We start from the raw sequence: 24,265 nt of genomic DNA, 5'->3' as shown, positions 1-24,265 counted from the left end.
GACTTGGAATAAGGCAATGACCACTAACTCACAGACCATCAGGCTCACCACAGCCCAGGCCCTCATCAAATACCTGTCGGTCCAGCACTCCGTTGCGGACGGCGTCAGGCGCCGTCTGGTGCCGGCCGCCCTGGGCATCTTCGGGCACGGCAACGTGGCCGGCCTCGGTCAGGCATTCGACGAACTGGCCAATGACATGCCCTTCATCCAGGGCCGCCACGAACAGTACATGGCCCACATTTCCACGGCCTACGCCAAGGCCAGCCGGCGCCAGGCCGTCCTCGCCGTGACCGCCTCCATCGGCCCGGGTGCCCTCAACCTTGTCACCGCTGCCGGGCTGGCAACAGTGAACAGGCTCCCGCTTCTGCTCCTTCCCGGAGACACGTATGCAACGCGGCATCAGGGCCCCGTTCTGCAGCAACTCGAGCACCCCATCGAGGCTGATGCCACCGTCAACGACGCGTTCCGGCCCGTGTCACGCTTCTTCGACAGGATCACCCGCCCGGAGCAGCTCCTGACCGCGCTGCCCCAGGCCATGCGTGTGCTGACCAGCCCCACCGATACCGGTGCCGTGGTCATTTCGTTGCCCCAGGACGTGCAGTCCCACGCCTACGACTTCCCGGCCGAATTCTTCGAACCGCGCGACTGGAAGATCCGCCGGCCACTGCCGGATCCTGAAGAGGTCGACGACGTCGCGCGGCTCATCCGCTCGGCTGAACGTCCGGTGATTATCGCCGGCGGCGGGATCCACTACTCCGACGCCCACGCGGCGCTTGAAGCGCTGGCCGGACAGGTGGGAATTCCCGTAGTGGAAACCTTCGGCGGCAAGGGTGCGGTCACCAAGGACGAATGGTGGCAGGTGGGCGGTGTGGGACTGGAAGGCAACTTCGCCTCCAACACGCTCGTCAAGCAGGCTGACCTGGTCCTGAACGTCGGAACCAGGCTCACCGACTTCGCCACCGGCTCGCAGTCCATCTTCGAGAACCCCGAGGTCCGGTTCGCGTCCTTGAACATCGTGGACGCCGACACCCGCAAGCAGGGCGCCACCGGGATCCTCGCCGACGCGCGGCTCGGACTCGAAGCCCTGGCCCAGGCATTGGAGGGACACAGCACCAGCGAAGCCTGGCAGGACACCGTCCAGGCCGAGAAGGCCGCGTGGGCACCCATCCGGTCCGAATGGCTCGACGCCGACACCGCCTACAGCCCCGAGGCCCACCCGGACGCGCCCATCACCGAAGCCGTACTCACCCAGCCGCAGCTGATCGGGCTGATGCAGGAACACGCACGCTCCGGCGACACCGTGATCGCCGCTGCCGGCGGTGCGCCCGGGGACCTGCAGAAGGTCTGGGACGCCACCGGCAACCGCAACTGCCACCTGGAATTCGGGTTCTCCTGCATGGGCTACGAAATCGCCGCGGGCATGGGCGTCCGCCTGGCCGAAGGCAACAACGACAACCGGGTGGTCACCTTCATCGGCGACGGCACGTTCCTGATGGCACCCACGGAGATCCTCACCGCGGCACAGGAAGGCCTGAACGTCACCATCATCGTCTCGGAGAACCACGGCTACCAGGTCATCCACCGGCTCCAGATGAACCGCACGGGCAAGGAATTCGGCAACGAGTTCCGCTACCGCACCACCGGCGGCAGCGTTGCGGCCGCGGACGCGCCCAAGGCACGGCTCGACGGCGACTACCTCAAGGTGGACCTGCGGCAGATCGCCGAAGGCCTCGGTGCGCTGGCCATCCGCGCCACCTCCGCGGCCGAAGTCCGGGAGGCACTGTCCTCGACCAGGGAAACTCAGGGCCCGGTAGTGATTGTGGTACCCACGGTGCCCCACGTGGACCTGCCCGGCGGCGACGTCTGGTGGGACGTTGCCCCCGCGGAAGTCTCCGGGCAGGAATGGGTCCGCACGCTCCGTTCCGACTATGAGAAGGCACGCGGCAGCCAGCGGTGGTTCGGATGAGCAACGAGCCCATGATTTCAGGACCCCTGGACGCAGGTCAGCTTCGCCGCCGGCTTTCCGCCGGTGACACCACCATCGGCACTTTCGTCGGAATGTCATCGGCGACGGCGGCAGAGGTCTGTGCCGCGGCCGGCGCCGACTGGATCCTGATCGACCTCGAACACGGCTCCGGAGGCGAAGACGCAGTCCGCGACGGTGTTGTTGCCGCCGGCAGCTACGGCGTCCCCACCATTGTGCGGGTCGAATCCGGTGACCGCATCCGCATCGGCAGGGTATTGGACCAGGGCGCCGCCGGGGTCATGGTGCCGCGGCTGGACACCGTGGACCAGGCAGCGGAATCGGTGAAGCACATGCTGTATCCGCCGCAGGGGGACCGTGGCGTGGCCACCTACAACCGCTCCTGCCGCTGGGGGATGGACCGGCGGACGCTGACCGAACCGCAGCAGGAAAGCCTGGGAGTCATCCAGATCGAAACCCTGGCGGCGCTGGAATCAGTTGAAGAGATCGCCGCCCAGGACGGCGTCGACGTCCTCTTCGTCGGACCCCTGGATCTGTCCTACGCCCTCGGGGTCCCGCTGCAGCTGGACAGCAGCGTCTTCCAGGAGGCCCTGCAACGGGTCGTCGCGGCGGCCCAACTGCACAACAAAGCGGCCGGAATCCTTGCCGTGGACGGCATGGGAGCCGCCAAATACGTCCGCCAGGGCTTCCGGTTCGTGGCCATCGGCTCGGACTCCACCATCATGGCGGCGGCGTTCCGCGACGCCTTCGACACCGCCCGCAACTGACTCATTACCAGCAAAGGAAAGCAAGAACGTGAACGCAGAATCCCGCACCATCGGCGTCGGCCTTATCAGTGTCGGCTGGATGGGTAAGCTCCACTCCCGTGCCTACCAAACCGTCCCGTACGCCTACCCGGAACTTGGCCTGAAGACCAAGCTCGTCATTGCTGCCGACACGGCGCCCGGACGCGTGGACTATGCCCGCGATGTCCTGGGCTTCGCGGAAGGCACCACCGACTACCACGATGTCCTGAACCACCCCGATGTGGACGTTGTCTCCATCTGCGCCCCCAACTTCCTGCACGCTGAAATCGGCATCGCCGCCGCCAAAGCAGGAAAGCACTTCTGGATCGAAAAGCCCGTCGGACGCGGCTACCAGGAAACCGCAGCCGTTGAGGAAGCCGCCGTTGAAGCCGGCGTCGTCACGTCCATCGGCTATAACTACCGCCACGCCCCGGCAGTGGAGCATGCGCGGAAGCTGGTTGCCGAGGGCCGCCTGGGCCGGATCACCAACGTCCGCGCCGTATTCTTCTCCGGCTACGCCTCCGAGCCCAACGGTGCCCTGTCCTGGCGCTTCGACCGGAAACTCGCCGGGACCGGCGTGCTGGCCGACCTGTTCAGCCACGCCACCGACCTGTGCCAGTATGTAGTCGGACCCATCGCCGAGGTGACCGCGCTGACCAGCACCGTCTACACGCAGCGGCCCAAACTGGCCATGGGATCCGGCACGCACTTCGCGGTGATTGAAAACGGTGAGATGGGGGAGGTCGAGAATGAAGACTACGCTGCAGCGCTGGTCCGCTTCGGCCCGTCCGCCGTCGGCGCAGGCGCCGTCGGCACCATCGAGTCATCCCGCGTGGCCGTCGGCCCCGAGTGCGGTTACCAGATTGAGGTCTACGGCACCGAAGGCTCCCTCAAATGGGACTTTGAGCGCATGAACGAACTCAAAGTCTGCCTGGGACGCAACAACGAGGAGCAGGGCTACACCACGGTCAACGCCAGCCCCCGCCACGGTGACTATGCCTACTTCCAGCCGGGACCCGGCAACAGCATGGGCTTTGACGACCTCAAAGTGATCGAGGCCAAGAAGTTCCTCGTCGCCGTCGCCGGCGGGGCCCAGGAAAACTCCAATATCCACGATGCCGCCTCCGCAGCCGCGATCGTCAGCGCCGCCGAAACATCCTCGCTCTCCGGCCAGTGGCAGAAGATCGAGGAAATCCACGGCACCACGGCAGCGCGGGCGTAGCGATGACCACCGCATCCGCCCGTCGGCCCACGATCAAGGACGTGGCCGAACGCGCCGGCGTCTCCAAATCCTTGGTCTCCCTCGTCCTGCGCGACTCACCCCGCGTCAGTGACGAACGCCGTCAGCGGGTGCTCGAAGTTGTCGAGGAGATGGGCTATGAGCTGAACCTCGCAGCCCGCTCCCTGGCAACCCGGGACAACGGAACCATCGGCGTCCTGGTCAGCGACATGCACAACCCGTGGGCCTTTGATGTGGCCGACGCCGCCCGGACCGTCCTCGAAGAAGCCGGCCACACTGTCCTCTTCAGCGCCGTCACCGCCGCCGGCAGGGGAGTGGACCAGTCCATCCTCCAGGCCTTCAGGGATCTTCGCGTGGCGGGCCTGCTGGTGGTGGGATCCGTGCCGGACAAGGCCCCGTTCAACCGCGCGGTGTCCGGCGGCGCGGTCGTCTTTGCCGGCGGGGGACCGGACTACATCGACACTGCGGACGTGGTCCGCAGCGACGATACCCTCGGCATGAGCCTGGTGGTGGAGCACCTGATCGCCCAGGGGCACGAGAACATCGCGCACCTGGGCGGGCTGGGCGGCTCGGTTGGCCGGGCACGTGTGGACGGATATTCCGCCGCCATGGAAGAACACGGGCTGGCCCGCCACATCCACATTGTCGAAGCCGACTTCTTCCAGGAGTCCGGCTACGTCGCCGCCCAACGGGCGCTGGGTTCCTCGCGGTCCAAACACCAGCGCCCCACGGCGCTGGCGTGCATCAACGACCTCGCCGCCCTCGGCGCGATGACCGCTGCCGATGAACGCGGCGTAGAAGTCGCCGTCACCGGCTACGACAACATCGCGCTCGGCGCCATGCCCCGCCTCGGCCTGACCACGGTTGATCCGGACAGTTCCGGCATCGGCGTCGCGGGGGCCACAACGCTCCTGCACCGTATTGAGGACCCTGACTTCAACGGCGGCTTCGTTCACCAGCCGATCGTCCCGCACCTGGTCATACGCACGTCCAGCCTGCTGGGCCTCTAACCTCCCACCCGTTCCGTCACCCCGGGCTTCCCCAGCCCCGGGAGTGCACCCCCACATCATCAAGGATGACGATGGCTTCCTTAAGCACACCCCAAATACTCGTAGCCCTTGGCAGCGTCGAGGCCGGCCTGGTGGAACCTGAACTGGGTCCGCACCAGCAAATCATCCACAACCCCACCGACGCGGACCTTGCCCGGGCCGACGCCGCCATTGTCCGCGCCGCCTACCGGGTGGACCGTGAACTCCTGGACCGCATGCCCGCCCTGAAGGTCATTGCCAGGACCGGTGTCGGCACCGACCTCGTGGACGTGGCAGAGGCGAACCGGCGCGGCATCCCCGTGGTCATCACGCCCGGGAGCAACACGGCCTCCGTCGCCGAAGGCGTGTTCGCCCACCTCCTGGCACTGGTGAAGAAACTCCCCACCCTGACGTCGATCGTCCGGGACGGCCGCTGGGAGGAACGCTCCGGGGTGGCCGTGGGGGACCTGGAGGGATTCACCCTGGGCATCGTCGGCTACGGGCGCATCGGGCGCCGTGTTGCCCGGATCGCCGAGGCCTTCGACCTCAAGGTCCTGGCCTTTGACCCGTTCGCCGACGTCCCCGCCGGCATCCGCTGCGAAACCGTCGAAGAACTGCTGGGCCGCAGCAACTTCATCACGCTGCACGTGCCGTTGACGCCGGAAAACCGCAACCTCCTCAACGCCGAACGCCTCGCCCTGCTGCCCGCAGGAGCCCTCCTCATCAACTGCAGCAGGGGCGGACTCGTGGATCTGGACGCCGCCCATCAGGCTCTGCTCTCCGGGCAGTTGGGCGGCCTCGGCCTGGACGTCTACGATCCCGAGCCGCCGGCCCACCACGCCATCTTTGACCACGCGAATGTTGTGCTGACGCCCCACCTCATGGGGTTCACCCGCCAAGGCATGGCCCATACGGTCCGGGACGCCGCCAAAGGCGCCGTCGATGTCCTGGCCGGACGTTCGCCGGCTGCCGTGGCAAGCCCGTGACCAACAACCCCATCCCACCCAGCCAGGCTCACTCAGCCGCAGCGGATCAGCCGCCCGCGGCACACAGGAAAGGACCTTCAAACATGTCCCATGACCAGCCCCTCAAGGTTGCCCTCTTCGGATCCGGCCGCATCGGCCAGGTCCACGCCCGGAACATCGCCGACCACCCCGACCTGGAGCTGGCTTGGATCGCCGACCCGTTCATCAAGGGCGCCCAGGACCTCGCCGCCATTACCGGGGCGCAGGCCGTGGAAACCGCCGATGAAGTTTTCGCCAACGCCGACCTGGATGCCGTGATCATCGGCTCACCCACCAGCACCCACGTTGACCTGATCGCACGGGCCGCGGCCGCCGGCGTCGCCGCCCTCTGCGAAAAGCCCATCGACCTGGACATCGACCGGGTCCGCGAATGCCGGGACCAGCTCCGCGGCACCAGCAGCCCCCTGATGCTCGGCTTCAACCGCCGCTTCGACCCGAACTTCGCCTCGCTCCGTTCACGGGTTGAGGCCGGCGAGATCGGACGCCTGGAGCAGCTGACCATCATCAGCCGCGACCCCGCCCCCGCACCCAAGGCCTACATCGAGACCTCCGGCGGAATCTTCCGCGACCAGAGCATCCATGACCTGGACATGGCCCGGTTCTTCGTCCCGGACATCATCGAAGTCTCCGCCACCGGTTCGAACCTGTTCTGCGACTACATCGAAGAAGCCGGCGATTTCGACTCGGTGGTCATCAACCTGCGCGGACGCGGCGGCGAGCAGATCACCATCATCAATTCCCGCCACAGCGCCTACGGCCACGACCAGCGGCTGGAAGCCTTCGGCAGCGAGGGCCTGCTGACCGCCGGGAACATGGCCCCCACCACTGTCCGCAAGTACAGTGCGGGCGGCACCGAGGAGTCCGACGCCTACCTGCCGTTCTTCCTGGAACGCTACGCCCAGGCTTACCGCAGCGAACTGGACAGCTTCGTGAAGGCCATCCGCGGCGGCACCAGCTGCAGCCCCGGCTTCGACGACGGCGTCATGGCCCTCATCCTGGCCAACGCCGCAGACGAATCCGCCAGGTCCGGCCGCGTTGTCACCATCGGAAAGGAGTAGGGAATGAACAGCCCGCTCCTGGCTGACAAGGTGGTCCTTGTCAGCGGCGGCACCCAGGGCCTCGGCGCCGGCATCGCCCGCCGGGCGGCAGCCGAAGGCGCGGCCGGTGTGGCCGTCACCGGCCGCAATGCGGACTCCGGCGAAAGGCTCGCCGCCGAGCTGGAGAAGTCCGGCGTCAAGGCCCGTTTCATCAAAACCGATCTGGCCGACGTCGAGCAGGCACGAAACTCGGTGCTGGAAACCATCTCCGTGTTCGGGCAGCTCGACTGCGCCGTGAATGCCGCCGGGCTCACTACCCGCGGAACCATGCTGGACACTACGCCGGAACTGTTCGATGCGCACATCGCCGTCAACCTGAAGTCGCCGTTTTTCATCATGGCGGAAACGATCAAGCACCTGCGGGAGCGCGGAGCTCCAGGCAGCATCCTGAACATCATCTCCATCGCCGAACTCGGCGGCCAGCCCTACCTGGCGCCCTACGTTGCGGCGAAGGCAGGGCTGGCCGGTGCCACCCGGAACGCCGCCCACGCACACCGCTGGGACAAGATCAGGATCAACGGCCTGGACATCGGCTGGACGGCCACCGACGGCGAAGCCGACACCCAAAAGAGGTTCCACGGCGCAGGAGACGACTGGTTGGAGAAGGCCAACGCCTCGGTGCCGATGGGCAAGCTCGGACAAGTGGACGAGATCGCCGAATTTGCAGTTTTTCTCCTCTCCACCAGGAGCGGAGTGGTCACGGGCTCGGTCATTGACTGGGATCAAAACGTACTTGGAGGATCAGATTGAGCATCATCACCAGCCGCCTTGCCGCCGCCCCCATCTCCTGGGGCGTGTGCGAAGTCCCCGGGTGGGGGCACCAGCTTGAAGCAGACCGTGTCCTGTCCGAGATGACGGCCCTGGGCATCGCCGCCACCGAATTCGGCCCGGCAGGCTTCCTGCCCGAGGAGGCCAAAGCACGCGCCGAGGTCCTGCGGCGGCACAACCTGCAGGCCATCGGCGGGTTCTTCCCCATCATCCTGCATGATGCCACCAAGGACCCGCTCAAGGCAGTGGCGGCGGAACTGGACGCCTACCAGGCCGCGGGCGCCAGCATCATGGTGCTGGCCGCGGAAACCGGCGTGGCCGGGTATGACCAGCGGCACGAGCTCGACGCCGACGGCTGGCACCTGTTCGGCCGGAACCTGGACACCATCGTCAAGGCAGCCGCCGATCAAGGCATCCAGGCAGTGGTGCACCCGCACGTGGGCACCATGATCGAGACGACGTCGGATGTTAACCGGGTCCTGAACGACACCGCCGCCAACCTCTGCCTGGACACCGGCCACCTCCTCATCGGCGGCACGGACCCGGGCCAGCTCGCCCGGGACTACGCCTCGCGCATCGGCCACACGCACCTCAAGGATGTGCGCAAGGCCGTTGCCGAGCGGGTCCAAAAGGGTGAAATCTCCTATACCGACGGCGTCAAGACCGGAATGTACGTCCCCCTCGGACAGGGCGACGTGGGAATCGCCGATATTGTCCTGAACCTGCTTGAGGCCGGTTACGTCGGCTGGTTCACGATGGAACAGGACACCATCCTGGACGCGGCACCGGACGGCGACGGACCCGTCCGCGATGTCCGGCAGTCCGTGGCGTTCCTCCGGGACCTGGAAGCCGGACTCGCCCCATGAGCGCGGTGCGCTGGGGCGTCCTCACCACCGCCCGCATCGCCCAGGACAGGTTCCTGCCGGCCATGCAGAAGGCCCGCAACGCCACCGCCGCGGCCATCAGCAGCCCCAACGGCCGCGCCGCCGAGGTCGCCGCCCGCTTCGGCATCCCGGCCGTCTACTCATCGCATGAGGAACTGCTGGCTGATCCTGCCATCGAAGCCGTCTACCTGCCCTTCCCCAACGGACTGCACGCGGAATGGATCATCGCGGCGGCGGAGGCGGGCAAGGACATCCTGTGCGAGAAGCCACTGGTGGGCAGCCTTGAGGACTACGCCCGCGTCGTCGAAGCGTGCGCGCGGAACGGGGTGGGCCTGATGGAGGCCTTTATGTACCGTTTCCATCCGCAGCACCAGAAAGTCCGCGAGTTCATCGACGCGGGCCGGATCGGCCAGATCGTCTCGATGCATGCGCGCTTCCACTTTGTGATGGACCGCAGCCCGGGGGAAGTCCGGCTGCAGCCGGGCCTCGAAGGCGGCGCGGTCAATGACGTCGGCTGCTACGCCGTGGACATCATGAACATGGTGATGGGACGGGCACCCGCCAGCGTCTATGCCAAGGGAACCAGCCCGGCGGACCTCGTGGAGACCACCGTCGCCGCGGTCCTGGATTACGACGGCGTCCTCGGAACCTTGGACTGTGGCTTCGAAGGACCCCGCGTGAACACGTTCCAGATCATCGGCACGAAGGGGCAGATCACCCTCGACAACGCCTTTGACCCGCTTCCGGGTGAGGCGGCCCGCGTGACCGTTTCTCTGCGGGACGGCAGCACCGAGGTCTTCGATGTCATCGAAGACCCCTTCAAGGTCGAAATCGAACGGTTCAGCGTCTGGGCCCGCAGTGCCGGGCGGGAGGTGGTCCACCAGGAACTGACCGAGCAAAACCTGGCCGTCCGCCTCGCCCTCCATGAATCCCTCGCCGCAGGACTTCCACGGAACGTCGAGCCGGTGCACACCGTGGAACACCACTTACTACAGGAGCAGTAACCATGACCTTCATCAACCACTTCATCAGCGGATCCGAGGCTTCAGGTTCCGGGACCGACACCAAGCCCGTCTACAACCCCGCCACCGGCGCCGTCACCGCAGAGCTGCGGCTGGCCAACCAGGCGGACCTTGACGCCACCGTGGCTGCGGCGAAGGCCGCCGCCGCAAGCTGGGGCGATATTTCCCTGGCCAAGCGCACCGCGGTGCTGTTCAAGTTCCGCGAACTGGTCGCGGCCCACGTGGATGAGCTGGCGCAGCTGATCACCGCCGAGCACGGCAAGGTCCTCTCCGACGCGAAGGGCGAGATCGGCCGCGGCCTGGAGGTCATCGAGTTCGCGTGCGGCATCCCGCAGCTGCTCAAGGGGGAATACTCGGACCAGGTTTCCACCGGCATCGACGTCTTCTCCTTCAGGGAGCCGATCGGCGTCGTCGCCGGTATCACGCCGTTCAACTTCCCGGTCATGGTTCCGCTGTGGATGGCGCCGATGGCGATCGCCACGGGCAACGCCTTCATCCTCAAGCCCTCCCACCGGGTCCCGTCCGCGGCCATGCTGCTCGCTGACCTGTTCAAGCAGGCGGGACTGCCCGACGGCGTGTTCCAGGTCCTGCACGGCGACCGTGAGGTGGTCTCCGGCCTCCTCACCCACCCGGACGTGGACGGCATCTCCTTCGTCGGTTCCACCCCGGTGGCCAAGCACATCAACGAGGTGGCGACGGCGCACGGCAAGCGGGTCCAGGCTTTGGGCGGGGCGAAGAACCACGCCATCGTGCTGCCCGACGCCGACCTGGACAACGCCGCCGACCACCTGGCCGCCGCCGCGTTTGGCTCCGCCGGCCAGCGCTGCATGGCCATCTCCGTCGCCGTCGCCGTCGGGGACGCCGCTGACCTGCTGGTCAAGAAGGTCGAGGAGCGCGCCGTAGCCGTCCGGGTCAAGAACGGCACCGAACCCGACGCCGACATGGGCCCGGTCATCAGTGCGGACTCCAGGAACTTCATTGTGAAGACCATTGGCGAGGCGGAAGCCGCGGGTGCCGCGATGGTGGTGGACGGCCGCGACCTGGTGGTGCCCGGCCATGAGGAAGGCTTCTGGGTTGGCCCCACGGTCATCGACCACGTCAAGACCGAAATGAGCGCGTACACCGAGGAGATTTTCGGTCCGGTTCTCGTGGTGGTGCGGGTGGAGGACCTCGACGCCGGAATCGCCCTGATCAACGCCAACCCCTTCGGTAACGGCACGGCCATCTTCACCTCGTCCGGCGCCGCCGCCCGGAAGTTCCAGCGGTCCGTCGATGTGGGCATGATCGGCATCAACGTGCCCCTGCCGGTCCCGGTGGCGTACTACTCCTTCGGCGGCTGGAAGGCGTCGCTCTTCGGTGACAAGCACATCTACGGTCCAGAAGGTGTGTCCTTCTACACCCGCGGCAAGGTGGTCACGTCACGCTGGCCCGAGGCCAGCCACGCGTCCGGGGCGTCGTACAACTTCCCGTCCAACTGACACGGACCGCCGGACCCGGAAACCTGTGAATGCACGTAGTGGTCCGCCGGCTGGTGCCGGCGGACCACTTTGCGCTGTCGACGACGCGTATCTATTACATGATGCCGGTAGGCACCAGCAGGGCCCAGGCGAGGGCCGGGGCTACCAGCACAACACCGCCGGCGTAGGCCATCAGCTGCTTGTAGACGCGCTGCCGGTCGTCGGGGCGGGCGTTGGCGACCACCAGTGCGCCGTCGGTGGAGAACGGCGAGACGTCAACCACGGTGGCGGCGATGGCGAGGGCGGCAACGGTGCCGGATGCACTGAGGGAACTGGTGGCCAGCAGCGGGCCGGCCAGGGGAATGAATGCGGTGAGCAGTGCGGTGGAGGACGCGAAGGCCGAGCCGACGCCGATCACGTAGCAGAGGACCAGGGCGATCAGCAGGGGTGCGCCCAACGCCAGGGCCTGCTCGGCCAGGGTGTCGATGACGCCGACGTGCTGGAGCAGGGAGACGTAGGTGATCATGCCGGCCACCAGCAGGACGGTGGACCAGGAGATTCCGCCGATGAAGGTCTGGTGTTCCTTGATGTTCACGAAGGCCAGCAGGAGGCCGGCGGCGAGGGCCACAAAGCCGATCGGCATGTGGAAGCCCAGCGTGCACACCAGCATGATGGCGATCAGGGCCAGGGTGAGGATCTGCTGGCCGTGGGGACGGCCTGTCCGGGAGGTGTCCACGTCGGCGTGCTGGCCGCCGTGGCTGTCGCGCAGCTTGCCCAGGAGGGCGAACAGTGCCACGGTGAGGGCGGAGAGGATGAGGTTCAGGGCGAAGCTGGCCACGAACAGCGAGCCCTGGTCGATGGCGAAGCCGTTCTTGACCGAGATGTCGTGGACCAGCACGCCGGCGACGGAGAGCGGGGAGAAACCGCCGGCGTGGGCGCCGTTGATGATGAAGGCGCCCATCAGGACGGGGTGGATGCGGGACTCGTAGGCGAATCCGATGGCCGCGGGGGCCAGGAGTGCGATGGCTGCCGGGGAGAAGGTGCCCAGCGAGGTCAGGGCGGCAGCGATCAGGAAGAACACCCAGGGGAGCAGCATGGTCTTACCCCTCACCAGCCGCACGCACGTCTGGACGATGATGTTGATGGTGCCGTTCCGCTGGGCCATGCTGAAGAAGTAGGTGACGCCGATGATGGTCAGGACGATGCTGGCGGGGAACTCGTCGAGGATCTGCTTGTCGCTCATGCCCAGCATGAAGTATCCGACGCCGAAGGAGGCCACCAGGCCCATGACCCCGATGTTCAGGGGCCATTTGGTGGCGACGACAAACATCACCACCAGGATGACCAGGGGAATGATCTGCGTTGCGGTCATGCTCGGCTCCGATTCCGGGGTGGCTGCCGGGTTGAAGACGGCACCCCCGAACACGAGGGCAATCAGACCCAGGATCGCGGCCGCGGCTACCGCTACCAGCAGGATACGGCGGCGGCGGTTGGGACGCGTGGCAGGGGTTTCGCGGATGTCGCTCTTTGCTTCGGAAGCAGGCTCGTAAATGGTTTTAGTCATGATCTTGACTCCTCATTGAGTGGCTGATGCGAGTGAGGTTTCGACGGCGCTGCCGAGGGCCTCGGGGACGTGGATGATGGTGGTGGCGATGGTGCGGGCAGTGCGTTCGACGCCGATCAGCAGGGACGCGTCGTCCTCCTCGCTCCAGGTCTCGAGCACCCCTGCGGGGGTGCGGAGCCGAAGCCTGCTCCGCGGGGCGTCGCCGGTGATGCTGCTCAGGACAGTGCCCGGTGTCCGGGCGGCGAGAGTCAGTGCGATGCTTCCGGTGATGGCCAGGGCCGGGTGCGGCTTGCCCATGGAGAGCATCATGACGCTGACATCGGAGTCCGGGTCCGGCTGGGCCGGGGAGGCAACGATGGCGAGTTTGGGGATGGCGCGGGCGGCGGCGGCAACCGTTGACGCGAGCCCCATCCGGACCGCAGCCTGGCGACGGATCTGCTCCAGCGTTTCCAGCTGCAGTTCCACCCCTGACGCCCAGCTCCCGTACCGGGAGGGGTCCAGCCCCAGCTGTTCGGCGCGGACGATCACCACCGGTGCTCCGGCGTCGACCATTGATACTGTCCACCGCGTTCCGCCGGCGGTGATGGTGTCGGTTGCGGAGCCGGTGGGCAGCAGCTTTCCGGTCGTCTTGCCGGCCGGGTCCTGAAAGCCGAGGCCCACCCGGTAGCCGGGAAAGGCTACGCCCGGCATCTGGGCATCCGGAACGATCGGCAGCGCCCCCGCGGGGGTGGCCACGCGCTGGATGATGATCTGGCCGGTGTTGGTGTTGCGGGTGACGATCCGGGTGACGTCTCCGCGGGGGACCACCCAGCCTTTTTCGATGGCGTAAAGCCCCACCACCGCGGAGCAGTTCCCGCAGTTGCTGCCCCAGTCCACCGCTGCCTCTTCGATGCCCACCTGGGCAAAGGTGAATTCGACGTCGACCTCCGCGTCCGCGGGGCGCCGCAGGATCATCGCCTTGCTGGTGGTCGAGGTTGCCCCGCCGACGCCATCAATCTGCCGGTAATCAGGGCTCCCGAACAGCCGCGGCAGCAGCTCATCCAGGCTGGTGCGGGTCTGGTCCAGGTGCTCCGTTTCGAAGACCCAGCACTTGCTGGTGCCTCCGCGCATCCATTCAGCTTCTATCTTCATTGTCTTCCCACATCTCTCGGGTCATGCATTCTGTTCAGGGCGCCTGATAAGAGAATGAGCCGGATCACATATGAAGACAATGTTCAATATCTGAGGGACTATGAAGCATTGCTTCAATCATTGTGTCTACGATGCCTGAGATCCCATTGCCGGTCGATTACGCCCTGCGAATGGCCGTGCGAACGCCCCAATCCGTGCGCAGCTGCATAGAATGAACCAACGAAACAGAAGGGTGAAGTTTTGCTTCACGATGAGACCCAAGATTTATTCGACATCCGCCGCTTGGCCCTGCTGGTTGAGGTCGTGGAGCAGGGGTCCATCACCGCTGCGGCTGACCTGATGATGTACACGCCGTCGGCCGTTTCCCAGCAGCTGCGGAAACTGGAACAGGAAGTGGGGCAGCCGCTCCTCAACCGCCGCTCCCGGGGTGTGGTGCCCACCGAGGCGGGCCAGGTGCTGGCCGGGCATGCCCGCAGGATCATCGGCCAGATGCGGGCGGCGCAGTCCGATCTTGACCAGATCGCCGGGCTGCGGCGCGGCTCCCTGACCGTAGGTACGTTCCCCACGATTGCCGGTTCCTTCCTGCCGGTGGTCATCCGCGCCTTCAAGAAGCGGTACCCCGCCATCGGACTCTCGGTGCGCAGCGCCCGCTTTGACGAACTCGTGTCCGACCTCGAGTCCGGCGTCACCGGACTGTGCCTGCTCTGGGACTATCCCTGGAACCGGTTCCAGGATGATTCCATCCGGATCACCGAGGTCTTCCAGGAGAGCACCGTCATCCTCGTAGCCCGCGGCCATCCGCTCGCCGGCCGGGACGAGGTGAAGATGGAGGAACTGCGGAAGGAGTCCTGGATAGTCCGCGCGGAGGCCCACCCCGTGGTCGAAGTCCTGCAGCGTTCAGCGCACGACGCCGGGTTCGAGCCCACCATCGGCTTCCTCGCCAATGACTACCAGGAGGCCCAGGCCATGGTCAGCGTGGGCATGGGCGTGGCACTGGTGCCCAAGACCGCCGTCGCCCTCCAGCACCCGGACGTGCGGGTCATCAGCCTCGGGGGAGCCGCGCCCATGCGCCGGGTGCTGCTCGCTCAACGCCAGGACAAGGTGTACGCCCCGGCCGAGGTCGCCTTCCACTCCACCCTCCTGGAAATCGCCCGCGAGCACGCTGGGGACTATCTGTAGGGGTCAGAGCGGCGGATGGAAGGGGGCCCTCCGCGGCCTGAACGCTCATCACCCCGCTTTTGTGACGATGCCTACCAAGGGAACCACCCTCTCTACCAACGGTTCGATGTACCGCGCGGTCAAGGGTCCAATGACTGCCATGACCAGCACGTAGGCAGTCGCCATTGCTGCCAGTTCCTGAGTGACCGCGCCGGAGGCCACGGCCAGTCCCGCAATCACGATCGAGAATTCGCCGCGGGCGATGAGCGCTGCCCCCGCCCGGAGACGGCCCGGGCGCTCAATGCCGGCACGTCTGGCGGCCCAGACGCCGGTGGCCATCTTGCTGCAGGCGGTGACAAGGGCGAGGACCAGGACCCAGCCAAGTACGGGCGGAATGGTTGCAGGATCGGTGTGCAGCCCGAAGGCCACAAAGAATATCCCGGCGAAGAGGTCCCGCAACGGTGTCAGGACACGCGTGGCCCTGTGCGACGTGGCACCGGAAATCGCGATGCCAAGCAGGAATGCGCCCACGGCCGCTGATACTTGCATGGATGATGCCACGCCGGCTACGAGCATCGCCGCACCAAGGACGTTCAGCAGGAACACCTCGGAGTTCTCGCTGTGGACGGCCTTGGAGACATGATGTCCATGGCGCAGCGCAACCGTGAGCACCACGCTGACCACAGCCAGCGCAATGCCCACCGTTGTGAGGCCGCCCAGGAAGCTGGCGCCGGCAAGAATGCTGGTCAGGACGGGAAGATACACCGCCATGGTCAGGTCTTCAAACACCAGGATGGAGATCACCACGCGGGTTTCGCGGTGGCCCAGCCACCCCAGATCAGTGATCACCTTCGCCGCGATCCCGGACGAGGAGATGTAGGTGACACCGCCCATCACCACCGCCCCCACAAAACCCCAGTTGAGGAACAGGGCGAGAGCTGCCCCCGGCAGGAAGTTCAGGACGAGGTCAAGGACACCGGCCTGCCACGATCGTCGGAGTCCGGTAAAAAGTTCCGACGCCGTGTATTCCAGCCCGAGCATCAGCAGCAGGAGAATAACGCCGATCTCCCCAAAGAGGTGCGCGGATTCTGTCATGCCTTCAAGCTCAACTATCCCGCCGGTGCCGAAGGCGAGGCCGCCAAGGAGATAGAGCGGGATGGGCGACATCCCGATCCGCCCGGCCAGCCGGGCCAGCAGGCCGAGGGAGAAGACCACTGCACCCAATTCGATGAGGCTCAAGGCTAGGGGACTCATGGCCACTTCCCGGCATGGGGCGGGTTGCTCTCCGAAGCCTTCATCACGGCAAGAGAGTCCGTTAGGCCGACATGGTGGCAAACATCAGCGCCATGACAGCAGCGCCCAGAGCTTCAAGCCCGAATTCGAGCCGGACGGAGTGCCTTGACGTGGACTGCTGGCCGTGGGTGGCTTTGGCAGCCCGGCTACGCACCAGAAGGACTATGAAAACTGCCGTCGCGGTTGCGAAGAAAACCGTCAGCGGGATCGCCAGGGCAGATAGCTGGTCCAACCCTGGTGCCGCCGCACCGTGGGCGACGGTGGCGGATGCCGGTGCGGCTGCGTGATGTGCGTGCGACGACGTTGACAGTGCCGCTGCCGGCGCGACATGATTGCCGGCGCTGGCAGCAGGACCCATCATCGTCATCATGAGGGCTGCACCGGCCATGGTAAGGCTGTGATAAACACATTTCAGCCGGTCCTGACTGCCGTCGCAAAGGATTTTGAATTCCGGCCGGGCCACCGCCTGGATGACAAACCACAAAGCCGCGCCCGCAAGGACGGCGATCTGGGCCAGCGTTGTTGATGGAACAAGGTTCCAAAGCATGCCGGCCATGAGGACGTTCATGAGGGCATGGAGGCTTTTATTGGCCTGGTCCGTCAGATGCCGGGACCGTGCGGCCTGCAGCAGGTAAAAGCAGCCACTGAGTAGCAGGATGACTGTGAGGGCCCACGTAATTGCAGGGGAATTGAACACGCGAATCACGCTCTTACTAGGAGATGGATTAGGTGGTTCGGTCCCCGGCGCCGCTTTCATCGACGCCGGGGACCGCCTTCTGGGGCTGCTCCGTCTCCAGTTCCCTGGAGCCGCAGGGGCGGCCGCTGCTAGGTGAGGTCCAGGACTTTCTCCCGGACTTCGGCACCGTGCTCCGAAGCGGCAGCAGCGGCTTCTGCTTTGGCCTTCTCGCGGCGCGTTTCATGCAGGGAGAACAGCCAGATGGGCAGGTAAAGGGCCAGGACGAGGAAGCCCACCCAGGTTGAGGTCCAGCCGATCTCGAGGCTGTTTAGGTAGACCACGCCGATCAGGCAAAGGGGTACGTTGAACAGGCCGAAGACCATGGCCACGTGCTTCCAGCCCTTGGGGGCCTTGAAGGGCCGTTCCAGGTTTTTAAAGGCGGGGTGCTTTTTGGCCCTGACGTACGCGAACAGGCTGATGCCGTTGGCGCAGGTGTAGCCGATGGCCGAGGCTGCAAGGATCGCCGCGGCGTTTCCCATGGAGATCAGCACGAGGTTGAAGGCGCCGATGACCAGCATGGCAATGAACGGGGTGCCGTGGCGGTTGGTTTTGCCGAACACCCTCGGCAGGTTGCCTTCGGTGGACATGGAGTGCATGGCGCGGGAGGAGCCCAGGTAGGCCGTCTGGATGATCAGGACCATGGCGGCGATCAGCATGATGATGGTGATGACTGAGCCGGCCTGGCCGAAGACGGCCTGGGCCACGGGGATCAGGGGCGAGACAGCCTCGGCCTGAACGCCCTCCACACCGAGCACACCGATGACTGCACTCTGCAGCATGACGTAGAGGCCGAAACAGATGAGGCCACAGGCCAGCAGCGCCTTGGGGAGGTCCTTGGACGGTTTTTTGTATTCGGGGCCGTAGATCGCCGCCGTTTCCCAGGCGCAGGCACTCCATTGGGCAATCCCGAAGATACCGAACAGCATCAGGATGTGGTGCAGGTCCCAGGTCCAGTCGGAGGGCCACCAGTTGCCGGTGATGTTGGCCATATCGACGTGTCCGGTGGCAAACGGTGCCACGGCCAGGATGACCAGGGGGATCAGGGAAATCGCGGCTAGGACGTATCCCAGCATGGCGCCGTCCTTGAGGCCGAACCAGTTCACGATGAACAGCCCGCTGAAGATCACTACGCCGGAGATCAGTGCGAGCTGGTACTGGGTGAACGTCTCGCTCAGGACGGGAAACATGCCGTGGAGGTAACTGCCGGCCGTGATGGCAAAGATCGCAAGGATGGGGTTCCAGCCGAACCAGTAGCTCCAGGCGGTGAAGCCGCCGATCAGCTTGCCCTTGTCGTACTTGCCTTTGTAGTTCTCCGTACGGAACACATGCTGCGCGAAGCCTGGCAGGCCGGAGGCCTTGGGAAAGGTGGTGGCCATCTCGGCGTAAGCAGCGTTCTGCATAAAGCCTTGCAGTACGGATATGCCCCAGATGAGGATTGCCGCGGCGGATACATACATTGGCAGGTAGCCCAGCGAGGGCAGAATCAGCATGGGAACACCCAGCGCAATGGCCGCGCCCTGCTTCCAGTTGATTGACCTTTTCAGGTCACCCACTTCATCCAAATGCTTGTCACTCATAACATCTCCTTCGATGTACTGAACGTCTGTGATCTTTACTGTCCGGACGCCCTTTGGCGGCCAGCGAGTATGGGACGGACCCCGATGCGCGAACGACCAGGCACGTAGGAAGGTCCGAGAGGATTTCGCCGTTGTGGCGAGGCGGCTCCGCGGGAGCGCCGTGAAGAATCACTGCGCCCCCGCGGAGTCGGTAAAGGACTGTTAGTCCTTGGTGCAGCAGGTTTCGGTGGTGGTGGTGGTGCGGTTTTCGTTGGTGGGGAGGTTGAGGGTGGGGTTTTGGTCGAAGAAGCCGTGGGGTTCGAGCATGAAGCCGATGTTTTGGCGGGGCATGATGGGCCAGTCTTCGAGGCGGACGACGTGGTGCATGCCGAAGGTGTACCAGACGACGAGGTCTTGGTCGACGATGTTGCGGTCGGCTTTGGTCCAGATGTGGAGGCCGTCGTCTTCGCCGGTGGCTTGGTTGGGGAATTCGCCGGCGGCGAAGCGTTCGGTGCGGTCGTAGGCGGTGACCCAGAGGTTGTTCCGGGCGAATTGTGCGCGTTTGGAGACGTAGGATTCGTCGCCGGCGGCGAGTTGGATGCCGTCGGTGGGGATCAGGCGGTAGGCGACGGGTTCGTTGACGATGTTGCGGCTGTCGCGGTTGGCGATTTTCCAGAAGCGGTGTTTGGAGGTGTCGGTTTTGCGGATGGCGGCTTGTTCGGTTTCCAGGAGCCGGTCCACGGCCATGAAGGCGGTGTGGGTGGGGTTGTGTTCGGGGATTTCCATGTCGACTTCGTAGACGGCGTTCTTCGGGCCGTCGATTTCGAAGTCCATGCGGACGTTGAACATGTGTTGGTGGATGGGGGCGTAGAGTCCGTCGTTGTTCAGGTTCTGGCCGTAGGGGCTGTTCTCGCCGGGTTTCTGGCCGGCGGTGGAGAGGATGCCGGTGGCTTTGACGAGGAATTCGATGGATCCGTCGAGGAAGAGGTGCCAGTAGAAGGCGTATTCGTAGTTCGCGACGGTGGCGATGAAGGAGATGACGAGTTTGCGGGAGCGGCGGGTTTCGGTGGTGCCTTCGCGGAAGTCGAAGTGTTTCCAGAGGATTGAGTCGTCTTCTTCGTGCATGCAGATGGCGTTTTCGATGGTGAGGGGGTTGCCGTGGCTGTCGGCGGTGATCCCGTCGAAGTATTTGATTTCGCCGAGGCAGTCACAGCCCAGGGTGAGGGAGTTGGCCATGTTGCCGATGTTGTATTCGCCGGAGTCGAAGGCGTTCTTTTTGGCCTGGACGGGGGCGGTGTCGCCGTAGGGGACGACCATTTCGGAGAGGGAGGCGCGGTTGATGACGGGGCGTTCGACGCCTTTGTTGCGGAATTTGAGCTGGTGCAGGACCAGGCCTTCGCGGGGGGTGAAGCCGACGCGGAAGGACCAGTCGGCCCACTGGACGTGGTTGCCGGTGACGGTGAAGGATGCGCCTTCGGGCTGGGTGATGCTGATGGGTTTGAGGTCGGTGCGGGGTTCGCCGACGTATTTGGGCAGGTAGTTCCCGGACGCGGAGGGCACGGGGATGGCCTGGTCGTCGTTGACGGTGACGACCTGCCCGGAGTTCAGGTCCACGATGACGACGAAGTTCTCGATCGGGTGGGCGTAGGGGGAGTCGTCGGCTTCTTCGCGGACGAAGACCAGGGCGCGCATGAGGCGTCGGCCCTGGTCGTCTTCGCCGAAGTAGCCTACGGACCAGGGTTCGAAGCAGACCAGGGACATGTCGGTGATGCCGCGTTTGGCCAGGGCGGCCTGGACTTCGGGGTTGGTCCGGCAGGACTCTTCGCCTTCGGCGAATTCGTCGAGCATGAACGGGGGGTGGATGTGGGCGGGCAGCTGGGTCCAGGAGGAGACGATGCCGGAGTCGAGGTCCACGATCGCTTCGTAGGAGCGGGCCTCGGCCCGGTTGACCAGGACCGCGTCGGCCTCACGGGTGGTGGGGGCGCCGGTGCGGAGCAGTTCCTTGTCGGGTTCGCGCAGTTCAATGCTGATGAAGCGGAACGACTCAGCGGCGGCGGGGCCCTCCTTCAGGATCGACGCGGCCCGGGAGATCTCCTCGCGGGAGAGCGGATCGAGCGGGTGGGATACCCCTACCCCGGTGTGGATTTCAGTGTTGAGAGTCATGGTTTTCTCCTTGGTTCTTTTCAAAGGGGAGGCTCACTGGCCTGTCGCCGGGATGGTTTTCCTGGCCGACGCCGGTGGAATTGCCATTGCGGAATATACAAACGCCAAGATCTGCGGAATCACAGAATTATTTGTCCATTAAATTTCGGAACTGCTAATTCATAGGTCCATATGCGGCTGCGCTATAGGTCATTCTCGAGCCCGTTTGAGGCCGAAGAAATAAACCCGTTGCGATCAACATCCTCTATTTCCTGAGTGCCGGCCCGGCCCCACGCTGGGCCCTGTCGGCGTGATGCAGATCACTTGTATTCCGTCTGTGTAAGAAAAGCTACGTCATGCAGTTCGCTCGGGGCGAGCCTTTTCGGGATATTGACGTGAGAACTTCGCGGAGGTTTTTTCCCACCCCTGTTAACATGTTGGAAACATATGGGAGCGGGCCTGGAGGCGTTGGGAAGTGAGAAAATCCGGGTGAACTTTTCCCACCGCAGTTAACATGCCGGAAACATTCACAAAGGCGTTCGCTGCCGTCATTGAGGGGCGGGAATGCTAATGTTTTGCTCCTCTGGCCGGTGACCTGTGTCACGCGAAATCAAAGACGAGCCTGCGCGCCGGAGGGAAAGTTGGTTCCAGTGTCTGCCCGCGGTGATCGCTTCATCAGTCCCCGCTCTCCGGTGGAGGGCCTGAGGCGCCGGAAGCTTTCCTTCCTTCCGGTTTTCGCGCAGTCAGTAGCCAACGTGGCGCCCGCAGGGGCCATGACCGTCATCCCGGCCCTGATTTTTCCCGGTCTTGTCTTTGGATCCGGCGGGACGAATCTCCTGCTGACTTTTGGCGCAGCCATGGCCGTCATGGTTCTGGTTGCCTTCTGCCTGAGACCGATGGCAAAGCGCATGGCCGCTGTTAGTGGCCTCTACAGCTACACCGCCAAAGGGCTCGGCCAACGAACGGCAATCACGGCCGGCTGGTCAGCCATTTTCGGGTACGGCCTTGTTGCCATGGCAAGCCTGCTGGCCGTTGGCACCTATGTGGTGGAACTGTTCGTCAACCTGGGACTCCCCGCCGCGGATCCGAGAGCTGTCACGGTGCTGGTCATTCTTGCCGCATCCGGCGCCGCCTCGTTCCTCATGGTGAGGGGGATCCAGCTGTCCGCTTGGTCAACCCTGTTGATGGAAACCATCTCCATCGCTATCCTCGCCGTCCTGATGGTCGTCTACTTTGCCGTCAATGGGCCGGCGCTCAATTTCACGAGTGTGTTCGCCTGGAACGGGCATCTTGACTCGCTGTCGATCGGCATCGTGGTGGCAGTTAGTGCCTTTGTCGGCTTCGAGAGCCCAACCACTCTTGGCGGGGAGGCGCAAAAACCCTTTGTCAGCGTGCCTCGCGCCATTACCTGGACCCCCATTCTGGCCGGCGTCCTCTATCTCCTCGCCGCCACCGCACAGGACGTGGCTCTCAGGGGTGCGCCGCCGGGCATAACGGCCAGCTCCACACCGCTGTCCGACTTGTTTTCGCAGACGTCCCCTGTGTTCGCGGCCCTCCTCGATCTGGGAATCGCGGCATCGTGGTTTGCGTGCGCCATCGCCTCCGTAAACGCCCTGGCCCGGATATTTTTCTGCATGGGCCGGGAAGGCGTTGCCCCGCGGGCAATCGGCCGGACGCATTCCCTCTTTCGGACGCCCTCGACGGCCATCCTGGCGGTGATGCCTGTTGTTGCGCTCGTTCCCATCACGATGATCATCTCCGGGGCCAGCCCTGAACAGGGCCTGGCGAACCTCTTTACGTTGGGCGCCTATGGATACCTGGGGTCCTACATCCTTGCCAGCGCGTCCATGCCCTTTTTCCTGCGCAGGATCGGAGAGAACACGTACGCCAGCTGGATGCTTGGGGCGGCAACATCGCTGGTTCTCGGGGCGGTGCTGTGGACGGCTGCAGCCGCGTCGATAGGGACGGGGAACCTGCAGACCCTGATCTACGGCGGTGTCCTCCTTGCCAGCGTCCTGTATGCCATGTACCTTCACCGCCGGCGGCCCTTGCGCCTGGCATCGGTGGGCATCTACGACGAAACCCGGGAGTCGGACCTCTTTCATGGCGGGCCGATCAAGTGAGCTACAGGCCATCTCACGCCGGTTCAGGACCGGCCACAAACTCGCTCAGGATCCTTGAGACCGTGGCTCGGTTCGGGACGGGGACAACAGCGAAAGAGATCACCGATGCGCTGCGCATGCCTCCGGCGACCGCCTACCGGCTGCTGAATGCGCTGGTGGGGGACGAATATCTGGTCCGCACATCTGATCTCCGAGGCTTCGCCCTCGGGCACGCCCTGTCGGGTCTGGTTGCGGCAGCGACGCCGCCAACCGTATGCACTGCAGCCCGCACCACCATCGACGAGTTCAGGCAGGGGGTTCGTTTCGCCGTCCACCTCATGATGTTCAAGAGTGCGTCCCTCAGGGTGGCCGAAGAAGATCCTGATTATCCGCTCCATTCAGTATTCGAGCTGCTGCGGTATCCCCACGCTTCGGCGGCGGGCAAACTGATGCTCGCCGAACTTGATGACCCGGCCTCGGCGATTCCGGGTGGGCAGCTGGTGAAACTAACGGAGAACACCATCACGGACAGCGGCCGGCTGAAAGAACAACTGGCGGACATCCGGGCCAAGGGCCAGGCCTCGGAGGTGAACGAACTCGAAGTAGGATCCGCCAGCCTGGCACTTCCCGTCCGGCAGGCCGATGGCTCAGTGGGAGCGGCCGTGTGCCTCACCGGACCTGCGGAAAGGTTCTCGGCAATCGCAGAACACACGGAGGCGGCCAGCGACCTGACAGTACGCCTGTCGCCGCTCCTGTTCTGATTCGGACCGGACCCGCACGCCATGGACAACCCCCGGCGCCAGGCTTAAAATTGCTGGGCTGGGGACCCCGACAATGGCGTTGGAAAGGGTTCGCAATGGGCGTTCAGGAAGACGCCGCAGTGGTGCGGCGCGGCTATGAAGCATTCAATTCGGGCGATATTGAAACGCTCAAGGACCTCTTCGCCCCTGATGCGGTCTGGCGCGTCGGCGGAAGCGGTGGCCTCGCCGGGGTCAAACAGGGGAAAGAGGAGATTCTGGCCTATTTCGGCGAGCTGTTTTCACGGTCAGGCGGCACGGTAAAAGCTGAGCTTCAGGATGTCATCGCCGGCGAGAGCCATACGGTGGCCCTGCAGACCGCCCAGGCTGAACGGAATGGCCAGTCCCTGTCTCAGCACGGCGCCTTCGTCTTCACGCTCAGGGACGGCAAAGTCACCGAGGTCAACGAGTTCCAGGAGGACACGGCCAAGACCTCGGAATTCTGGGCCTAAGGGCCAAAATCCGCCCTCCGAGAACTGGCCACTTTTCCCCGGCG

At 64.9% G+C, this 24,265-nt stretch carries 20 protein-coding genes; 14 read left to right on the top strand and 6 right to left on the bottom strand.

The genetic code is table 11. From position 1 onward, the window contains the following. The first annotated feature begins 16 nt into the window (after positions 1 to 16). The 10 genes from iolD (at position 17) to SBP01_RS17260 (ending at position 11,311) form a co-directional block, all read left to right on the top strand. A complete protein-coding gene (gene iolD / locus SBP01_RS17305) occupies positions 17 to 1,966 on the top strand; it encodes a 3D-(3,5/4)-trihydroxycyclohexane-1,2-dione acylhydrolase (decyclizing) (protein ID WP_320536676.1) in 1,950 nt (649 codons plus the stop codon). After that, positions 1,963 to 2,751, top strand: a complete 789-nt coding sequence (locus tag SBP01_RS17300) for an HpcH/HpaI aldolase family protein (protein ID WP_320536675.1) — start codon at positions 1,963 to 1,965, stop codon at positions 2,749 to 2,751. The genes iolD and SBP01_RS17300 overlap by 4 nt, the downstream gene beginning before the upstream one ends. Positions 2,752 to 2,779: 28 nt before the next feature. After that, on the top strand, positions 2,780 to 3,991 hold the full coding sequence (locus SBP01_RS17295) for a Gfo/Idh/MocA family oxidoreductase (RefSeq protein WP_320536674.1): 1,212 nt from the start codon (positions 2,780 to 2,782) through the stop codon (positions 3,989 to 3,991). A 2-nt stretch (positions 3,992 to 3,993) separates the two neighbouring features. Next, a complete protein-coding gene (locus SBP01_RS17290; RefSeq protein WP_320536673.1) occupies positions 3,994 to 5,019 on the top strand; it encodes a LacI family DNA-binding transcriptional regulator in 1,026 nt (341 codons plus the stop codon). 71 nt (positions 5,020 to 5,090) lie between these two features. Next, complete coding sequence (locus SBP01_RS17285) at positions 5,091 to 6,023, top strand: NAD(P)-dependent oxidoreductase (RefSeq protein ID WP_320536672.1); 933 nt, start codon at positions 5,091 to 5,093, stop codon at positions 6,021 to 6,023. Between the two features lie 83 nt (positions 6,024 to 6,106). After that, positions 6,107 to 7,120 (top strand): inositol 2-dehydrogenase, encoded by a 1,014-nt coding sequence (iolG, locus tag SBP01_RS17280; protein ID WP_320536671.1) that lies wholly within the window; start codon positions 6,107 to 6,109, stop codon positions 7,118 to 7,120. A 3-nt stretch (positions 7,121 to 7,123) separates the two neighbouring features. After that, positions 7,124 to 7,909: an SDR family oxidoreductase gene (locus SBP01_RS17275; protein WP_320536670.1), complete on the top strand. Its 786-nt coding sequence runs from the start codon at positions 7,124 to 7,126 to the stop codon at positions 7,907 to 7,909. Then, on the top strand, positions 7,906 to 8,793 hold the full coding sequence (locus tag SBP01_RS17270) for a sugar phosphate isomerase/epimerase (RefSeq protein WP_320536669.1): 888 nt from the start codon (positions 7,906 to 7,908) through the stop codon (positions 8,791 to 8,793). The genes SBP01_RS17275 and SBP01_RS17270 overlap by 4 nt, the downstream gene beginning before the upstream one ends. Next, the gene (locus tag SBP01_RS17265) at positions 8,790 to 9,815 is read left to right on the top strand and encodes a Gfo/Idh/MocA family oxidoreductase (RefSeq protein ID WP_320536668.1); all 1,026 of its coding nucleotides are present in this window, start codon (positions 8,790 to 8,792) and stop codon (positions 9,813 to 9,815) included. Before SBP01_RS17270 ends, SBP01_RS17265 begins: the two co-directional genes overlap by 4 nt. Before the next feature lie 2 nt (positions 9,816 to 9,817). Continuing rightward, on the top strand, positions 9,818 to 11,311 hold the full coding sequence (locus SBP01_RS17260) for a CoA-acylating methylmalonate-semialdehyde dehydrogenase (protein WP_320536667.1): 1,494 nt from the start codon (positions 9,818 to 9,820) through the stop codon (positions 11,309 to 11,311). Between the two features lie 94 nt (positions 11,312 to 11,405). Here SBP01_RS17260 and SBP01_RS17255 read toward each other — a convergent pair whose 3' ends face one another. Next, positions 11,406 to 12,854 (bottom strand): SLC13 family permease, encoded by a 1,449-nt coding sequence (locus SBP01_RS17255; protein WP_275214888.1) that lies wholly within the window; start codon positions 12,852 to 12,854, stop codon positions 11,406 to 11,408. Positions 12,855 to 12,866: 12 nt separating this feature from the next. Further along, positions 12,867 to 13,985, bottom strand: coding sequence for a PrpF domain-containing protein (locus SBP01_RS17250; protein ID WP_275214889.1), 1,119 nt, complete (start codon positions 13,983 to 13,985; stop codon positions 12,867 to 12,869). 240 nt (positions 13,986 to 14,225) lie between these two features. Here SBP01_RS17250 and SBP01_RS17245 point away from each other — a divergent pair, with 240 nt between their 5' ends. After that, positions 14,226 to 15,164: a LysR family transcriptional regulator gene (locus tag SBP01_RS17245; RefSeq protein WP_320536666.1), complete on the top strand. Its 939-nt coding sequence runs from the start codon at positions 14,226 to 14,228 to the stop codon at positions 15,162 to 15,164. Positions 15,165 to 15,212: 48 nt separating this feature from the next. On the opposite strand, the gene SBP01_RS17240 is transcribed toward SBP01_RS17245, so the two are convergent. The 4 genes from SBP01_RS17240 to SBP01_RS17225 form a co-directional block, all read right to left on the bottom strand. Continuing rightward, positions 15,213 to 16,397, bottom strand: a complete 1,185-nt coding sequence (locus tag SBP01_RS17240; RefSeq protein ID WP_320536664.1) for a cation:proton antiporter — start codon at positions 16,395 to 16,397, stop codon at positions 15,213 to 15,215. 61 nt (positions 16,398 to 16,458) lie between these two features. After that, complete coding sequence (locus SBP01_RS17235; protein ID WP_320536663.1) at positions 16,459 to 17,133, bottom strand: DUF5134 domain-containing protein; 675 nt, start codon at positions 17,131 to 17,133, stop codon at positions 16,459 to 16,461. Between the two features lie 128 nt (positions 17,134 to 17,261). Then, entirely contained in the window at positions 17,262 to 18,749 is a 1,488-nt protein-coding gene (locus SBP01_RS17230; RefSeq protein WP_320536662.1) for an APC family permease, read from the bottom strand. 201 nt (positions 18,750 to 18,950) lie between these two features. After that, positions 18,951 to 20,891: a primary-amine oxidase gene (locus tag SBP01_RS17225; RefSeq protein WP_320536661.1), complete on the bottom strand. Its 1,941-nt coding sequence runs from the start codon at positions 20,889 to 20,891 to the stop codon at positions 18,951 to 18,953. Positions 20,892 to 21,520: 629 nt separating this feature from the next. Between SBP01_RS17225 and SBP01_RS17220 the strand changes: the two genes are divergently transcribed. The 3 genes from SBP01_RS17220 (at position 21,521) to SBP01_RS17210 (ending at position 24,221) form a co-directional block, all read left to right on the top strand. Then, positions 21,521 to 22,993: an APC family permease gene (locus SBP01_RS17220; protein WP_320536660.1), complete on the top strand. Its 1,473-nt coding sequence runs from the start codon at positions 21,521 to 21,523 to the stop codon at positions 22,991 to 22,993. 62 nt (positions 22,994 to 23,055) lie between these two features. Continuing rightward, on the top strand, positions 23,056 to 23,733 hold the full coding sequence (locus SBP01_RS17215; RefSeq protein ID WP_320536659.1) for an IclR family transcriptional regulator: 678 nt from the start codon (positions 23,056 to 23,058) through the stop codon (positions 23,731 to 23,733). 95 nt (positions 23,734 to 23,828) lie between these two features. Beyond that, positions 23,829 to 24,221, top strand: coding sequence for a nuclear transport factor 2 family protein (locus SBP01_RS17210; RefSeq protein ID WP_275214891.1), 393 nt, complete (start codon positions 23,829 to 23,831; stop codon positions 24,219 to 24,221). Positions 24,222 to 24,265 lie beyond the last annotated feature (44 nt).

The sequence above is a fragment of the Pseudarthrobacter sp. IC2-21 genome (assembly GCF_034048115.1).
Classification (GTDB): Bacteria; Actinomycetota; Actinomycetes; order Actinomycetales; family Micrococcaceae; genus Arthrobacter; species Arthrobacter naphthalenicus.
The sequence above is the reverse complement of the archived record's forward strand: the minus strand, read 5'-3'. Positions and strand labels throughout refer to the sequence as shown.

What these genes read in the sequence shown, in the direction of transcription:
- iolD (WP_320536676.1), top strand. Translation starts at nt 17, where the DNA reads ATGACCACTAACTCACAGACCATCAGGCTCACCACAGCCCAGGCCCTC.
- SBP01_RS17300 (WP_320536675.1), top strand. Translation starts at nt 1,963, where the DNA reads ATGAGCAACGAGCCCATGATTTCAGGACCCCTGGACGCAGGTCAGCTT.
- SBP01_RS17290 (WP_320536673.1), top strand. Translation starts at nt 3,994, where the DNA reads ATGACCACCGCATCCGCCCGTCGGCCCACGATCAAGGACGTGGCCGAA.
- SBP01_RS17285 (WP_320536672.1), top strand. Translation starts at nt 5,091, where the DNA reads ATGGCTTCCTTAAGCACACCCCAAATACTCGTAGCCCTTGGCAGCGTC.
- iolG (WP_320536671.1), top strand. Translation starts at nt 6,107, where the DNA reads ATGTCCCATGACCAGCCCCTCAAGGTTGCCCTCTTCGGATCCGGCCGC.
- SBP01_RS17275 (WP_320536670.1), top strand. Translation starts at nt 7,124, where the DNA reads ATGAACAGCCCGCTCCTGGCTGACAAGGTGGTCCTTGTCAGCGGCGGC.
- SBP01_RS17265 (WP_320536668.1), top strand. Translation starts at nt 8,790, where the DNA reads ATGAGCGCGGTGCGCTGGGGCGTCCTCACCACCGCCCGCATCGCCCAG.
- SBP01_RS17260 (WP_320536667.1), top strand. Translation starts at nt 9,818, where the DNA reads ATGACCTTCATCAACCACTTCATCAGCGGATCCGAGGCTTCAGGTTCC.
- SBP01_RS17255 (WP_275214888.1), bottom strand. Translation starts at nt 12,854, where the DNA reads ATGACTAAAACCATTTACGAGCCTGCTTCCGAAGCAAAGAGCGACATC.
- SBP01_RS17250 (WP_275214889.1), bottom strand. Translation starts at nt 13,985, where the DNA reads ATGAAGATAGAAGCTGAATGGATGCGCGGAGGCACCAGCAAGTGCTGG.
- SBP01_RS17240 (WP_320536664.1), bottom strand. Translation starts at nt 16,397, where the DNA reads ATGAGTCCCCTAGCCTTGAGCCTCATCGAATTGGGTGCAGTGGTCTTC.
- SBP01_RS17230 (WP_320536662.1), bottom strand. Translation starts at nt 18,749, where the DNA reads ATGAGTGACAAGCATTTGGATGAAGTGGGTGACCTGAAAAGGTCAATC.
- SBP01_RS17225 (WP_320536661.1), bottom strand. Translation starts at nt 20,891, where the DNA reads ATGACTCTCAACACTGAAATCCACACCGGGGTAGGGGTATCCCACCCG.
- SBP01_RS17210 (WP_275214891.1), top strand. Translation starts at nt 23,829, where the DNA reads ATGGGCGTTCAGGAAGACGCCGCAGTGGTGCGGCGCGGCTATGAAGCA.